This is a genomic window from Catenuloplanes japonicus (assembly GCF_000717135.1).
In the GTDB taxonomy this organism is placed as follows: domain Bacteria; phylum Actinomycetota; class Actinomycetes; order Mycobacteriales; family Micromonosporaceae; genus Catenuloplanes; species Catenuloplanes japonicus.
On sequence record NZ_JNXY01000007.1, the window covers coordinates 194,205 to 209,033 of the forward strand.

General features: G+C 71.8%; 16 protein-coding genes. 1 reads left to right on the forward strand and 15 read right to left on the reverse strand.

The genetic code is table 11. From position 1 onward, the window contains the following. Nucleotides 1-3: 3 nt before the first annotated feature. The 5 genes from OP04_RS51080 to pepN all read right to left on the reverse strand — a co-directional run bounded on the left by OP04_RS51080 (nucleotide 4) and on the right by pepN (nucleotide 4,812). A complete protein-coding gene (locus OP04_RS51080; protein WP_232323583.1) occupies nucleotides 4-378 on the reverse strand; it encodes a hypothetical protein in 375 nt (124 codons plus the stop codon). A 73-nt stretch (nucleotides 379-451) separates the two neighbouring features. After that, nucleotides 452-1,078 carry a histidine phosphatase family protein gene (locus tag OP04_RS14060; protein WP_033340070.1) on the reverse strand — a complete coding sequence of 209 codons (627 nt, stop codon included), beginning with the start codon at nucleotides 1,076-1,078 and terminating at the stop codon, nucleotides 452-454. After that, entirely contained in the window at nucleotides 1,075-1,479 is a 405-nt protein-coding gene (gene rsfS, locus OP04_RS14065; RefSeq protein ID WP_033340071.1) for a ribosome silencing factor, read from the reverse strand. The genes OP04_RS14060 and rsfS overlap by 4 nt, the downstream gene beginning before the upstream one ends. Before the next feature lie 103 nt (nucleotides 1,480-1,582). Further along, nucleotides 1,583-2,179, reverse strand: coding sequence for a nicotinate-nucleotide adenylyltransferase (nadD, locus tag OP04_RS14070; RefSeq protein WP_033340072.1), 597 nt, complete (start codon nucleotides 2,177-2,179; stop codon nucleotides 1,583-1,585). Nucleotides 2,180-2,298: 119 nt separating this feature from the next. Further along, entirely contained in the window at nucleotides 2,299-4,812 is a 2,514-nt protein-coding gene (gene pepN / locus OP04_RS14075; RefSeq protein WP_033340073.1) for an aminopeptidase N, read from the reverse strand. A 125-nt stretch (nucleotides 4,813-4,937) separates the two neighbouring features. On the opposite strand from pepN, the gene OP04_RS14080 reads away from it, so the two are divergent. Continuing rightward, complete coding sequence (locus tag OP04_RS14080) at nucleotides 4,938-5,165, forward strand: DUF397 domain-containing protein (RefSeq protein WP_033340074.1); 228 nt, start codon at nucleotides 4,938-4,940, stop codon at nucleotides 5,163-5,165. 28 nt (nucleotides 5,166-5,193) lie between these two features. Here OP04_RS14080 and OP04_RS14085 read toward each other — a convergent pair whose 3' ends face one another. The 10 genes from OP04_RS14085 to OP04_RS14130 form a co-directional block, all read right to left on the reverse strand. Next, nucleotides 5,194-5,838, reverse strand: coding sequence for a cellulose binding domain-containing protein (locus tag OP04_RS14085; protein WP_198153819.1), 645 nt, complete (start codon nucleotides 5,836-5,838; stop codon nucleotides 5,194-5,196). A 214-nt stretch (nucleotides 5,839-6,052) separates the two neighbouring features. Continuing rightward, nucleotides 6,053-6,592 carry a hypothetical protein gene (locus OP04_RS14090; protein ID WP_033340076.1) on the reverse strand — a complete coding sequence of 180 codons (540 nt, stop codon included), beginning with the start codon at nucleotides 6,590-6,592 and terminating at the stop codon, nucleotides 6,053-6,055. Beyond that, nucleotides 6,589-6,852 (reverse strand): hypothetical protein, encoded by a 264-nt coding sequence (locus OP04_RS14095; RefSeq protein WP_033340077.1) that lies wholly within the window; start codon nucleotides 6,850-6,852, stop codon nucleotides 6,589-6,591. The genes OP04_RS14090 and OP04_RS14095 overlap by 4 nt, the downstream gene beginning before the upstream one ends. A 326-nt stretch (nucleotides 6,853-7,178) precedes the next feature. Continuing rightward, the gene (locus tag OP04_RS14100; protein WP_033340078.1) at nucleotides 7,179-7,580 is read right to left on the reverse strand and encodes a hypothetical protein; all 402 of its coding nucleotides are present in this window, start codon (nucleotides 7,578-7,580) and stop codon (nucleotides 7,179-7,181) included. Between the two features lie 68 nt (nucleotides 7,581-7,648). Then, complete coding sequence (locus tag OP04_RS14105) at nucleotides 7,649-8,098, reverse strand: GNAT family N-acetyltransferase (protein WP_033340079.1); 450 nt, start codon at nucleotides 8,096-8,098, stop codon at nucleotides 7,649-7,651. A gap of 64 nt (nucleotides 8,099-8,162) precedes the next feature. Next, nucleotides 8,163-9,656: a GTPase ObgE gene (obgE, locus tag OP04_RS14110; RefSeq protein ID WP_033340080.1), complete on the reverse strand. Its 1,494-nt coding sequence runs from the start codon at nucleotides 9,654-9,656 to the stop codon at nucleotides 8,163-8,165. Nucleotides 9,657-9,808: 152 nt separating this feature from the next. Continuing rightward, nucleotides 9,809-10,066, reverse strand: a complete 258-nt coding sequence (gene rpmA / locus OP04_RS14115; RefSeq protein ID WP_033340081.1) for a 50S ribosomal protein L27 — start codon at nucleotides 10,064-10,066, stop codon at nucleotides 9,809-9,811. A gap of 13 nt (nucleotides 10,067-10,079) precedes the next feature. Continuing rightward, a complete protein-coding gene (rplU, locus tag OP04_RS14120) occupies nucleotides 10,080-10,397 on the reverse strand; it encodes a 50S ribosomal protein L21 (protein WP_033340082.1) in 318 nt (105 codons plus the stop codon). 227 nt (nucleotides 10,398-10,624) lie between these two features. Beyond that, a complete protein-coding gene (locus OP04_RS14125) occupies nucleotides 10,625-11,188 on the reverse strand; it encodes a hypothetical protein (RefSeq protein ID WP_033340083.1) in 564 nt (187 codons plus the stop codon). A 121-nt stretch (nucleotides 11,189-11,309) separates the two neighbouring features. Continuing rightward, nucleotides 11,310-14,735 (reverse strand): Rne/Rng family ribonuclease, encoded by a 3,426-nt coding sequence (locus OP04_RS14130; RefSeq protein WP_033340084.1) that lies wholly within the window; start codon nucleotides 14,733-14,735, stop codon nucleotides 11,310-11,312. Between the last annotated feature and the right edge of the window lie 94 nt (nucleotides 14,736-14,829).

A 14,829-nucleotide genomic window follows, 5' to 3' on the forward strand; every position in this document is an offset into this window, starting at 1 on the left:
GAATCAGGACGCCTTCACCGAGGTCACCTGCAGCGGCGTGCCCTGCTGGCAGGTGGTCATCATGCCCTCGCCGACCGTGCCGGTGACGGTCACCTGCGCGCCGATCTTCGCCACGTTCTCGTCGCCGCCGAGCAGCAGGTAGGAGGTGCGGCCGTCGGAGATGAGCCGACAGCCGGGCTCGACCCCGGCCGTGACCTGGCCGGTCACCGTGACCTCGACCGGCTTGCCGGGCTTGCCGGTCATGTCGGGCGGCGTCTCCAGCGGCAGGCCGGGATCCGTGAACCCCGGCGACGCGGACGAAGAGGCCGCAGGCCCGCCGATCTCCGGCGAAGGCGAAGCCGAGGGCGAGGCACACGCGGATGCCGCGAAAACGGCCACGGCCGCGAGAATCAGGGGAAACCGGCGCACAGTCATGATGGCTTGGACGTTACCGGCCCGCGCCGGGTTCCGCTCAGACCGGTGCGGGGATCGCCTTCTCCGGCCACGGACCGACGTTGTGCGCACGCAACGACCAGCCTCGGTTCCCCGAGACGATCTCGGTCCAGTGGCAGTTCTGCAGCGGCCGGATCGCGGTCATCACGGAGGACACCCAGCCCAGCATGTCGCCGAAGCCCTGCCGGGCCGCGCCGCCGTGCGTGGCCACCACGACGACCTTGTCCGGGTGCCGTGACGCGATCTCGCGCAACGCCTCGCCGACCCGCTTGGCGACGGCGTCGTTGCGCTCGACGTCGCAGCCGACGTCCGGATTGCCGCTGTTCCACCGCGCGTACGCCTCCGGGAACGCGTCCGCGATCTCCGGGTTGGTCAGCCCCTGGAACTGCCCGTAGTGCCGCTCGCGCAGCCGGGCGTCGGTGACCACCGGCAGCCCGGTCAGCGTGGCCAGCGCGTCCGCCGTGGTGCGGGCGCGCTGCAGGTCACTGGCGTAGATCGCATCCGGCTCCAGGCCGGCCAGCAGCGTCGCCGCGGTGGCGGCCTGGGCACGGCCGAGATCGTTCAGCGGCACGTCGGTCTGGCCCTGCACGCGGCCTTCCGCGTTCCAGTCCGTATTGCCGTGCCGCCAGATGATCAGCCGCGTCACGCCGCCGAGCCCGCGCCGGCCTCGGCCTCGACGAGGTCGCGATCGACGAACGGGACGATCGGGCAGTCCTTCCACAGGCGGTCGAGCGAGTAGAACTCGCGCTCCTCGCTGTGCTGGACGTGCACGATGATGTCGTTGTAGTCCAGCAGGACCCAACGACCGGAGCGCTCGCCCTCCTTGCGGACCGGCTTCGCCTTCTCCGGCAGCTTGAGCAGCTCGTCCTCGATCGCGTCGACGATCGCGAGCACCTGGCGCTCGTTCGGCGCGGAGGCGATCACGAACGCGTCCGTGATCGGGAGCTGGTCGCCGACGTCGATCACGACGACGTCCTCGGCCTTCTTGTCGGCAGCGGCTTGAGCGGCCGCGAGGGCCAGCTCCAGTGCACGCTCGGGTACCGTCACCCGGGCTCCTTTCCATGGGTACAGCGACAACCGTTCCAGGGTCTCACAACCGGCGGACAGTCGTCTTGTCACTTCTTCCCCATAGAGGACATCAGGTGACAAACTACCCAGCGTAAAGCCCTCGTTTGGCGATGTATTGCACCACACCGTCCGGCACCAGGTACCAGACCGGTTTCCCGGCCACCACGCGCGCGCGGCACGCGGTCGACGAGATCGCCATCGCCGGCACCTCGACCAGGCTCACCGTGTCGTCCGGCAGGTGCTCGTTCGACAGCTCGAAGCCCGGCCGGGTCACGCCGACGAACCGGGCCAGCTCGAACATGCGCTCCGCGTCCTTCCAGGAGAGCATCTTCGCGACCGCGTCCGCACCGGTGATGAAGAACAGCTCCGCGTCCGGCCCGTAGAGCGCGCGCAGGTCACGCAGCGTGTCGACGGTGTAGGTCGGGCCGGGCCGGTCGATGTCGACGCGGCTCACCGCGAACCGCGGGTTCGACGCGGTCGCGATCACGGTCATCAGGTACCGGTCCTCGGCCGCCGTGACCGCCTGCCGGCCCTTCTGCCAGGGCTGCCCGGTCGGGACGAAGACCACCTCGTCCAGCCCGTACCGATCCGCGACCTCGCTGGCCGCGACCAGGTGACCGTTGTGAATCGGATCGAACGTGCCACCCATGATGCCGATCCGCTGCCCACGCTCACCCACGCCAATGATCTTCTCTCGCCGTGCCCGCTCCGGCAAACCATCACCCAAAACAAGATCAAGATCAAAGGCGCCACGAGGGTACGGCCGGAGCCGCACCCCCATGAGCACAGAGGTCTACGTCAGAGCCCTCGGGCCCGGAGCGCAAGACGCAGTTCATCGTCCGAATCCGTCACCGCACGGCGTACCGCCGGGGGCAGGTCATCGCGCTCCAGCAGCCGTGCCGCGGCCTCCCGGGTCTCCGGCGAGACCGCATACGCCGGGAACAGCAGCAGCGACAGCCGCTCCGCCGAGAACGCCGACCGCTTCCGCGCCGCCTCCGGGATCTCCGCGAAGTAGCGCGCCACGAACGGCGCGGTCAGCTCGCGCTGCTCCGGCTGCCAGAACGCGTTCGCGTACGCCACCAGCATGCGGTTGGACAGCGTCTCGTCCGCCATCAGCCGCTGCCACGCCCGCTCCTTCGCCTCCGGGTCGGGCAGCGCGGCACGGCACCCACCGGCCCACAGCTCGCCGGCCGCGCTCCGGTCCCGCTCCAGCTCCGCGTCGATCTCCGCCTCGCCGGCCGCGCCCAGCACCACCAGCGAGGCCAGCAGCCGCCACCGCAGGTCGGCATCGACCGCCAGCCCGTCCGGCACGCCCTCGCCGGCCCGCCAGCCGGCCAGACGCGCCGTGTCCGTGGTCGCCCTGATCAGCCCACGGGCCGCGGCCAGTTGCAGCGACGACCCGGCCGGCACCGCGGCCAGCAGCCGGTCGCAGGCGCCCGCGATCAGCAGCAGCGCGTCGTCGCGCGCCGCACCCTCCAGGTACGAGTCGACGAGCCGCATCGTGAGCAGCAGCACGTCCTCCACGATGATCACCTCGCGCTCGGCCGGCAGCGCCGCGAGCACCAGCGAGACCAGGTCCGCCACCGGGCGGTCCGAGTCACGCACCGCGTCGCTCACCGCGCTCCAGATCACCGCGCGGGTGAGCGAGTCCTCGATCGCGGGCAGCATCAGCGGCACCGCGGCCGCGGACGCGTCGTCGAGCCGGACCTTCGCGTAGGTCAGGTCACCGTCGTTGATGAGCAGCAGGTCCGCGGCGCGCTGCCCGGCCAGCCGGTCCAGCACGGTCCGGCCCCCGTCCGCCTCCGGCGCCAGGTCGGCCTCGAACCGCTCGCGGCACACCACGGCCGTGCCGTCCCGGTCGTAGAGCGCGATCCGGATCCGGTGCGGGCGCAGCGTCGGGTGGCCGGCCGGCGCGGTCTGCCGGATCGCCACCTCGGCCCAGGTGCCGTCCGGGCCCGGCGTCACCTCCGGCGTGAGCGTGTTGACCTGCGCGCGGCGCAGCCACAGGTCTGCCCAGCCGGTCAGGTCGCGGCCGGCGGCCCGGCTCAGCGAATCGAGCAGGTCCGCGAGCGTGGCGTTGCCGAACGCGTGCGTCCGGAAGTGCTCCCGGATGCCGGCGAAGAACGCCTCCTCGCCGAGGAACGCGACCAGCTGGCGCAGCACGGCCGCACCCTTCGCGTACGAGATGCCGTCGAAGTTGAGCAGCGCGAGCGCGGAGTCCGCAAGCTCCGGCGGCGCGACCGGGTGCGTGGACGGACGCTGGTCGGCCATGTAACCCCAGGCCTTGCGCCGCATGCCGAACGTGGTCCAGGTGTGCAGGTCGGTCACCTCGGCGATCACCCGGTAGCCCATGTGCTCGGCGAACGACTCGTTCAGCCACAGGTCGTCCCACCACCGCATGGTGACCAGGTCGCCGAACCACATGTGCGCCATCTCGTGCGCGATCACGGTGGCGCGCAGCTCGCGCTCGCTGTCCGTGACCGCGGAGCGGAACACGTAGTCGTCGCGGAACGTGACCAGGCCCGGGTTCTCCATCGCGCCCGCGTTGAACTCCGGCACGAACGCCTGGTCGTACTTCCCGAACGGGTAGCGGATCTCGAACAGCTCGTGGAACCGGTCCAGGCAGCGGGCCGTGATGTCGAGGATCTCGGCCGCGTCCTTGTCCAGGTCCCCGGCGAGCGACCTGCGGCAGTACACCCCGAGCGCGATGCCGTCGTGCTCGCCGGTGACCAGGTGGTACGGCCCCGCGATCATCGAGAAGAAGTAGGTGGCCAGCGGCTGCGTGCGGGCGAACGTCCAGAGCCCGTCCTCCCGGCTGACCTCCGCGCCGTTCGCCGCGACCAGCCACCCCTCGGGCGCGCGCACGGTCAGCGTGAACGGCGCCTTCAGGTCCGGCTGGTCGAACGAGGCGAAGACCTTCTCGGACTCGTCCAGGAAGGATCCCCCGTACAGGTACACCTCGCCGTCCGCCGGGTCGACGAACCGGTGCAGCCCGTCGCCGGTGTTCGTGTACGCCATCTCGGCCTCGACGACCAGCTCGTTCCCCGCGTCGCCGGTGATCAGCGCGGACAGGGCCAGCCGGTTCCCGTCGAGCGTGGCCGGGTCCAGGTCCGTGCCGTTGAGTCGTGCGGAGATCAGCCGGTGGGGCTTCAGCTCCACGAAGGTGGGTCCGGGCGAGGCGGCCCGGAATCGGATGGTGGTGGTCGATCGAAACAGCTCCGGACCACCCGTGAGGTCAAGGTGGATCTCGTAACCGTCGACGGTCAGGAGTGCGGCGCGCTCCACGGCCTCCGCACGAGTCAGGCTGCGCATCCGACCATCCTCCCCGGTCCGGTCCCGGCGGCAACCCCGGGTAACCTGTGTCCTGCGATGTGACCTGGCGCACGCCTGCACAACGCCTCTTCAATCCCCATTCCACGTCCCCCAAGGGAGATCTCATGACCACGCCTCACCCCAAGGGCGACTTCGATCTCTCCCGCGCGGTGTGGCAGTCGGCCGGGCCGGGCGAGGGCGGCGACGGAAGCTCCGTCGAGGTCGCCTTCGTCGATGACCTGATCGGCATGCGCAACGGCGCCGACCCGGACGGTCCCGTCCTGGTCTTCACCCAGGCCGAGTGGGACGCGTTCGTCGAGGGAGCCAAGGACGGCGAGTTCGACCTGGAGTAGCCCGGCCGGGGTTCCCGCCGCCTCGCGCTCACGCGAAGCGGCAGGTGCCCCCGTTGACAGTGCACACCCGAGGCGGCGCGTCCTCACCCGTACGGTCGAAATGCAACCGGAGCGAAACGGACGCGCCCGCACTCAGCGGCACGGTGCTGATGAACGTGTAGACCGGCCCGTTGTGGCTCATGGTGGCCTGCGGTGCCGATTCCACCCAGAACGTGCGCAGCTCCCCGACGTTGTCGGCGAAGGTGATCTGCAGCGACCAGTGACGGACCCCGGTCGTCGGGTTGGACACCAGCACCTCGCCGATGAACGAGTCGTCGTACGAGTTACGCAGCCGGTAGATCGCGGTCGCGTCGTCGCGCCGCCGGTCCGAGACCTCGGTCTCCCCATCGCCCGCGACCAGTGAGGTCTCTCCCACCGCGCTCGGCGCCGGATTGCCCATCCCCGGCACGCGGGACAGCTCCGGCGAATCCGGGAACGTGTCGCCGGCCTCCAGGACCGCCGGCCGGGACGGCGATGCGGAGATCTCCTCCCGCGCGGCATCGCGCGGCACCAGGAGGAACACGGCCACCAGTGCTCCGGAGAGCACCCCGGCCGTGGCCAGAACCGGCACCCACACCGGCATCCCGGCCCGGTCGCTCAGTGCCGTCCGCCGGCCACCGTGCCTCGCAGGCATTCGCCCCCCTCGTATTCCGTCACGACCGAGTGAGGGTAGCCGGATCGATGCCCGGTTGCACATGGCCCGTCCTGGATTGACCGCATCGAACCTCGAACGTGGACAGTGAGCGAGGTCAACCCGGCGAACGGGTCGACGCCACGGAGAAGTCCACGGGACGGGCACGCACGGGACGGGACCACGTGGCAAGGCTCGCGCCCGGCCACCCTCTCGCTCACGGCAACTGCTCGATGGCTATCAGGCCGAGCAACACCGGCAGCCCGTCCACACCGGACGCACAGCGGCGCAAGCGCAGCACCAGACCGGCCGCGTTCAGCACCGGCGGGTCGTCGGGCAGCCCGGGGTCGAGCCGCTCCCGTACCCATTCGGTGAGATCGTCCCAGCTGAAGAGCTTCTCCGGGCCGGTCACGCGCATCGGCAGCGGCTTCGGCGCGCCCGGCTCGCCGCGCGTGCCGGCCAGCCAGTCCCGGAACCACTCCGCGGACCGCCCGAGCCGGGCCGCCGCCTCCGGAATCGTCACCGGATCGCGTGGTTCCACCCGGATCGGCCGCAGCCCGACGCGTTCCAGATCACGTGCGGCCGTGACGAGCGCCTCGGCCAGCAGCGACGCCGACCGGTCGAACCAGACCACGCCGGTCTGCTCCTCCGGCGCGATCTCGACCGCGGGCGAATCCGGCAGTGCGACGAGCGCGACCGCCTGTGCCTCCGTGGGTGGTGTGTCCACCACCATGCGGAACTGGAAGACCGGGGTCATCGGCCGCTCCTCACACGCGGCGCCGGGCGCTTGCGCACCCGGTGCGTGACATGGCTGTCCAGGAAGGTCAGGAGCCGGGTGCGCTGCCGGCCCGGGTCGTCCGTCCGGGCCGGGACCGAGATCCGGCGAGCGCCGGTCGCGCACTCGACCCACCCCCAGATCGGCCCGTCACCTCCCCGGACGGTGGTCAGGCCGGCCTTCCGGCACGCGTCCAGCGCGGCCGCGATGTCGGGGCTCGGGTGAGAATCCGTGGCGTTCACGATGTGCCTCCCTCCGGGCGCGGCGCTCGCCCGCCTCGCCACTCTGCCTCCCGGCCGCAGCTCATCGGAGCCTCCGGCCGCACCGGGCACTGCGATCGCCCCCGGCACCCACCACGATCCACCCACCCCCGCCCCTCCCAGAGGAGCCACCAACAGGGGCCAGCACACCCGCACCACCCCCTGGCCCCCTTCCCGGCCCCTCCCCACCGGCGGCGCGCACGGCAGCATGCGGGCGCCACCGTCCGGCCCGCACGCGGCGGGCGGAAGGACCCGGGGAACGAGGGATGGCCCAGGGCGCATTCCGGCGTGGATCCACCACACACGCCCTACAGCGCGTCGTCGAGCAGAATCTCGCGGAGGTCCGTGGGCGTGACCAGGTAGACGCCGAGCACGCGCACGCCGGCCACCCGGCAGATGTCGTACGTCGCGTGGAACCACGCCCGGTCGGACGCGCTCACCGCACCGGAGCCGGGCCGGGTCAGCACCAGCAGCACGCGCACACCGGCCTGCCCGCCGGACAGCAACGTGACGAACGCGGCGACCGCGGCGCGCGGCCCCGACCCGTCCGCGAACGGCGGCGGCTCGTCCACCGGGCAGTGCACGCGGACCCGGTTGTCATGGTCGCAGAGCACGAAACGCACCCCGTACCGCGCGCGGTCGGCTCTGGTGAGCACACGGGTCAGGTGCTCGTCGATCGCCGCCGGCGTGTCAAGGCGCGCCTCGTCCATAGTCGACCATCGTTTCACCGTTGCCACGGCGTGGCCATCCCCCGATAGCGCACGCCATATCCGATAAATCAGGCCAGAACAGGCAAGCTCTTCTCGAAGCACACGCTGTGCGAGTTGCCTACGTACTCTCCGTAGGCCTGTATCGGCTCGTAACCCGCGGTCCGGTAGAGCGAGATCGCCACCGGCAGGTAACCACCGGTCTCCAGCCGCAGCACGCGGTAACCCGCGCGGGTGGCCAGCTCCTCGAGCTCCGCCAGGATCGCGCGGGAGTACCCCCGGCCGCGGAACGCGGGCCGGACGTACATCCGCTTGATCTCGGCCGTGTCCGGGTCCAGCGTGACCACGGCGCCGCAGGCGACCGCGTGCCCGTTCACGATCCCGACCAGGTAGGTCGCGCCCACCCGCACCGGGTAGACGACCCCGTCCCCGCCACCGGACGCCGAGGCGAGCTCGCGCTGTTGCTCGGTGATCAGCGCGAGAAGCTCGGGGTCGGCACCGGTACGGGGCTCAATCAACATGCTCCGAGGTTAGTCGGGCCCGTTTTCTACAAGGTTTCCGAGAAATGGCCCGGAACCGTGGTGATCACGACCAGTCGTCCTCGGTCAGCTGCTCGGACTGGAGCGTGGCGACCCACGCGGCCTCCTCCGGCACGACCGTGCGCTCGCGACGCGCCTTCCGCGCCGCCAGACGGGCCGCCGCGGTGGGCCGGTGGTTCTTCTCCTCCAGGCGGATGTCGGTGCCGCGCGGACCCGCGATGTACTCGCCCGCGTCCGGGTGCCAGTCGAACTCCCAGGTGCTGATGCGCACCGTGTCGCCCGCGGACGCACCGGCCTTGGCCAGCGCGTCCTCCACACCGAGCCGGTCGAGCCGGTCCGCGAGGTAACCGATCGCCTCGTCGTTGTCGAAGTTCGTCTGCCGCACCCAGCGCTCCGGGCGCGGACCGCGCAGCACCCAGACCGACGTCTGGTCCTCCGCCTCCGGGTCCGGCTCGCTCTCGCGGGTGATGGTGAAGCCGCTGTCGTCCACCGCCATCGGCCGGATCACGATCCGGGACGGCTCGGCCGGCGCGATCGCGATGCGGTTCTCCTCGACCAGCTTGGAGAGCGCGAACGTCAGCTCCCGCAGCCCTTCCCGGGTCGCGGTGCTGATCTCGAAGACGGTGTAACCGCGCGCCTCCAGGTCCGGCCGGACGATCTCGGCGAGGTCGCGCGCGTCCGGCACGTCGATCTTGTTGAGCACGACCACACGCGGCCGGCCCTCCAGACCGCCGTACGCCGCGAGCTCCGCCTCCAGCGTCTCGATGTCGCCCAGCGGGTCACGCTCGGTCTCCAGCGCCGCGCAGTCGACCACGTGCGCGAGCACGGCACACCGCTCGATGTGCCGCAGGAACTCCAGGCCGAGGCCCTTGCCGGTGGCCGCGCCCGGGATCAGGCCCGGCACGTCCGCCATGGTGAACGTCTTCTCGCCGGCCTGGACCACGCCCAGGTTCGGCACCAGCGTGGTGAACGGGTAGTCCGCGATCTTCGGCTTGGCCGCGGAGACCACCGAGATCAGCGAGGACTTACCGGCCGACGGGAAACCCACCAGGCCCACGTCCGCGACGCTCTTCAGCTCCAGCACCACGTCCAGCGTGTCGCCGGGCTCGCCGAGCTCCGCGAAACCGGGCACCTTGCGCCGCGAGTTCGCCAGCGAGGCGTTGCCCCGGCCGCCGCGGCCGCCGCGCGCCGCGTCGAACGTGGCCTCCGGCCCGATCAGGTCCGCCAGGACCTCGCCCTCGGGCGTCATCACCACGGTGCCGTCCGGCACCTTCAGCACCAGGTCGCGGCCCTTCGCGCCGTCCCGGTTGCCACCGCCGCCGCCCACGCCGCTCTGCGCCTTGATGTGCGGCCGGAAGTGGAAGTCGAGCAGCGTGGTCACCTGCGGGTCGACGACCAGCTTCACGCTGCCGCCGTGGCCTCCGTCGCCGCCGTCCGGGCCGCCGAGCGGCTTGAACTTCTCCCGGAGCACCGACACGCAGCCGTGGCCACCGTTCCCCGCCTGCAGGTGCAGCACCACGCGGTCGACAAACGTTGCCACTTCAAGCCCCTTAAAGATCAACACCATCCGGGGGTACGCCGACGGGCGCGCCCGGGTAACTCAAGAGTGCACGAGGCCGTTTCATTCCGGTTCGTGCGCATATAACAAAGCGGGCCGGGGCAACCGCCCCGGCCCGCTCCGTGAGATCGAGATCAGACCTCGGCCGGCACGATGTTGACCGTCTTGCGGCCACGTGCGACGCCGAACTGCACTGCGCCGTGCGCGAGCGCGAACAGCGTGTCGTCCTTGCCGCGGCCGACCAGGTCACCCGGGTGGAACTTGGTGCCGCGCTGGCGGACCAGGATCTCGCCGGCCTTCACGACCTGACCACCGAAGCGCTTGACGCCCAGCCGCTGAGCTGCGGAGTCGCGACCGTTGCGCGAGCTGGAAGCACCCTTTTTGTGAGCCATGAGCTAGCCGCCCCTACTTCTTACCGCTGGAGATGCCGGTCACCTTGATCTTGGTCAGCGGCTGACGGTGCCCCTGACGCTTGTGGTAGCCGGTCTTGTTCTTGAACTTGTGGATCCGGATCTTCGGTCCCTTGGTGTGCTCGGCGATCTCGCCGGACACCGAGACCTTGGCAAGCTGCGCCGCGTCGGTCACCAGGTCATCGCCGTCAACGAGGAGCAGCGCCGCGAGCTTCACCGCGTCGCCGGGCTCACCCACGAGCTTCTCGACCTCGATCACGTCGCCCTCGGCGACCTTGTACTGCTTGCCGCCGGTCTTGACGATCGCGTACATGAGACGCGGACTCCCTGTCGTTGACAAGCGGCGCGCAGACACACAACGCAACGCAACCGCTGGCGGATGGTTCGGTGCTCGCAGCGTGCCACGATTGGGAGATCCAGGACTCCCACGCGGGGAGGTCCAAGCCCTCCAGCAGGATGGCGCACGCGAACTCGGCGCACGACGGTGCGCCAACGGCAAGACTACGCCATCAGCCCCTGGCCTCCCAACTCGGGTGCTGATCAGCTGCCGCAGAGCTCGTCGAGCTGCGCCTGGAGCTGCTCCACCTGGCCGCCGCCGATCGAGGTCAGATCCGCGGTCATCGCACCCACCTGGTTCGCCATGTTCGTCAGCACGGCCTTCAACCGGGCGTCCGAGGCCGTACCCGCCTGGCCGCGCAGCGACGCCTCCCAGGCATCCAGCGCCTTCTCCGCCGCGGTCTGGGCGGCCTTGCCCTCCGCGGTGTCCGGCCCGGCCTGGGCGAGCTTGGCCAGCTGACCGACGTACTCCGTGACCGCGGCCGAACTGTCCTTCGTCACGGTGTCGCAGACACCCTTCGCGTTGCCGCCGGCCGGGCCGCTGCCCGCCGGGATCGGCACCGTGCTGACCGGCGGGCCGGACGGCGGCGCGGCCGGATCCGTGACGCCGGGATCCGTGACGCCGCCGGGCACGGACGCGGCGGCGGACGGCGCCGGAGCCGCCTGCTCGTCCTCCGGTGACGACGAACAGGCCGTGGTGAGCAGCAGCGCGGACGCGAGCGCGAACGCCGCGGCGGCGGGACGAACGATTGACCGGGGGCGGGTCATGGGGGTGCTCCTGGGTTCGGGGCCGTTGACCGCCGTCGACCCTAGCCCCTGCGCGCCGCTCCCGCGCGGGGACATGGTGCAGGCCCGGACCTGGAACGGTCCGGGCCTGCACAAACCTCGATCAGGGACGGGTACGCCGACGGGTGCTGCGACGCGTCCGGCGACGGCCGCTCACCCCGCCCTCGGCGTCGTCGTCCTCGTCGTCGCCGAGCGCGTCCGGGTCGTCCGCCGCGGCCAGCCGCGCGGGCTCACCGGCGTCGTCGTCCTCGTCCTCGTCGTCCTCGGTCACGCTCTCGTACCGGGAGAGGTCGTAGCCCATCGTGTCGTCGTAGCTCGCCGCCTCGTACGCGGACAGCGACGGCGCCGGGGCCACCTGCTGCAGGATGCCCGACACGCCACCGGTCACCGGCGGGACGACCGGCGCGACGGGTGCCTCCACCCGCAGCTGCGGGTCGGCCTCCAGTTCGATCGCGGGGGCGAGGTCCAGCTCGGTGTCCGGCTCGGCCGGCGCGGCCTGCGCGGTCGCCGACTCGGCCACCACCAGCTCGGCCGCCTTCCGCCCGCGACGACGGCCGGAGCCCTCGGCACGCTCGAAGCGATCCGTACGCTCGACACGTTCCGCACGCTCGACGCGTTCCGCACGCTCCGGGCGCTCGATCCGCTCCGTGCGGACCGGCGACGGGACGATGCCCGAGGCCACCGACTTCACACGGTCGCCACCGCCGTGCCCGTTGCCACCGCCGTTGCCACCGCGGGACCGGTCGCTGACCGGCTCGGTGTGGATGACCAGGCCGCGGCCCTTGCAGTGGTCGCAGGTCTCGCTGAACGCCTCGAGCAGGCCCGCACCGATCCGCTTGCGCGTCATCTGCACCAGGCCGAGCGAGGTGATCTCGGTGACCTGGTGCTTGGTCCGGTCCCGGCCCAGGCACTCGGTCAGCCGGCGCAGCACCAGCTCGCGGTTGTTCTCCAGCACCATGTCGATGAAGTCGATCACCACGATGCCACCGAGGTCGCGCAGCCGCAGCTGACGCACGATCTCCTCGGCCGCCTCCAGGTTGTTCCTGGTGACGGTCTCCTCCAGGTTGCCGCCCGCGCCGGTGTACTTACCGGTGTTGACGTCGACCACGGTCATCGCCTCGGTGCGGTCGATCACCAGGTGGCCGCCGGACGGGAGGAAGACCTTGCGGTCCAGGCCCTTGAGGATCTGCTCGTCGATGCGCTTGTCGGCGAAGATGTCGCCCACGCCGGTGTAGCGGTGCAGGCGGTCGACCAGGTCCGGGGAGACGTGGGTGAGGTAGTCCTCCACCATGTCGAACGCGTCCTCGCCCTGCACCAGGACCTCGCGGAAGTCCTCGTTGAACAGGTCGCGGACCACCCGTACCAGCAGATCGGGCTCCTCGTAGAGCGCGACCGGCGCGCCGCCCTCGGCGGACCGGGCCTGAATGTCCTCCCACTGGGCCTGCAGACGCTTGACGTCGCGGGCCAGCTCGTCCTCGCTGGCGCCCTCGGCCGCGGTGCGCACGATCACGCCCGCGCCGTCCGGGACCAGCTTCTTCAGCACGTCGCGGAGACGCTTGCGCTCGTTGTCCGGCAGCTTGCGGCTGATGCCGGACGCGTTGCCGTGCGGCACGTAGACCAGGTGGCGGCCGGAGAGCGCGATGTGGCTGGTCAGCCGCGCGCCCTTGTGACCGATCGGGTCCTTCGTCACCTGCACGAGCACGGAGTCGCCGGAGCGCAGCGCCTGCTCGATCGAGCGGGAGCGGCCCTCCAGACCGGTCGCGTCCCAGTTGACCTCACCGGCGTAGAGCACGGCGTTGCGACCGCGGCCGATGTCGACGAACGCGGCCTCCATGCTGGGCAGCACGTTCTGGACCTTGCCGAGGTACACGTTGCCGGCCATGGTCCCGGAGGAGCCGCGGCTGACGTAGTGCTCGACCAGGATGCCGTCCTCCAGCACCGCGATCTGCGTACGGTCGCTGGTCTGCCGGACCACCATCGTCCGGTCCACGGCCTCGCGGCGGGCCAGGAACTCCGACTCCGACAGGATCGGCGGGCGGGTCCGGCGCTGCTCACGGCCGTCCCGGCGACGCTGACGCTTCGCCTCCAGCCGGGTCGAGCCGGAGACGCCCTGCACCTCGTCGGCGACGGCCCGCGGCTCGCGGATGCGCACGACCGTGTGGACGCCCGCCTCCTCGGCCTCGTCCGTGTCGCCCGCGCCCTTGCGGCGACGGCGTCGGCGACGGCGGGTCATCGGCTCGCCGCCGTCCTCGTCCTCGTCGTCGGCCTCGGCGGCCGGCGCCTCGTTCTCCTCGGTGGGCTCGTCCTCGCCCAGGCCGTCGTCGTCCGCGCCACCACGACCGCGGCCGCGGCCACGACGGCCCCGGCGCCGGCGACGACGGCTGCCGTTCTCGTCGTCGTCCGCCTCGCCGTCGAGGTCGTCCTCGGCGTCGTCGGACGACTCGTCCTGCTCCTCCGCGTCCACGTCCTGACCGCGGCGGTAGTCCTCGGCGCTGTCCTCCTCGGCCTCGACCGGCTCGGCGGCGCCACGGCGGCGACGACGGCGGCGCGTGGTCTCGACCGGCTCCGCCTCCTCCTCGGCCTCGACCGGCGCGGGCGTGGCCTCGGCGGGCGCGATCAGCGCGGCGGCGGGCGGCTCCGCCCGGCGGAACGGCACGACCGGCTCCGCCTCGGGCGCCATGAACAGCACGGGCGGCGGCATGGCGGCGCGGCGACGGGTACGCGGCCCGTCCTCCACCGCCTCGACCGGCGCGGCGACGACCGGCGCGGCGACACCGGACTCGTCCTCGATCTCGTCGTCCAGCGGGACCACCACGATCGGCAGCTGCTCCTGCGCTGCCGCCTCGGGGGCGGCCTTCCTGGTCCGCGTACGCGTGCGGGTGGCCTTGACCGGCGCGGCCTGGGCCTCCTCGGCCTCGAGCGCGATCGGCACCGGGCTGATCTCGGGGTTCACCCCGGCCTGCGTCTCCGCGCCGGGCTCGGCCGCGAGCGCCGGGACGGCCGCCTTGCGGGTGCGGGTGCGCCGCACCGGAGCGACCGGCGCGTCCTCCGCGGTCTCGCCGGCCTCCGCGTCGGCGACGGGAGCGGCGGCCTTCCTGGTCCGCGTCCGGGTGCGCGTGGCCTTGACCGGCACCACCGCGACCTCGTCCTCAGCGACCGGAACATCCGCAACATCCGGAATGTCCGCAACCGGCCCGACCTCCGCCGCCGCAACAGCGGCGTCCGCCACCGGCGCGACGTCCTCGACCGGCGCGGGACCCGCGTCGACCGGCACGGCAACGTCGGCCGCGTCGAGGTCGATCGCGGAGTCGCCGGACGGGGGCGTCTCCACGGGCGCGACCGGCACGGACTCCACGACCGCCGGAGCGATCTCCTCATCGGCCTCGGCCACCGGGGCGGCCCGGACCGGGTTGTCGACGGGAGCCGAGCTCTCCGCCTCGTGAACGATGTCGGTAGTAGTGCTGTCGACGGTGTCGCCGGCCGGTGTGGAACCGGTCCGGTCACCGCCCTCTGGCTCGTGGTCGAGCATGGGCGTTCTCCAGTTCTGGCGGCCCCGGGCGCGGGTGAGCGCTGCCACGCAGGATCGCCGCAAAGTAGTTCCGGTGCCGCGCCGCGCGCGTCTC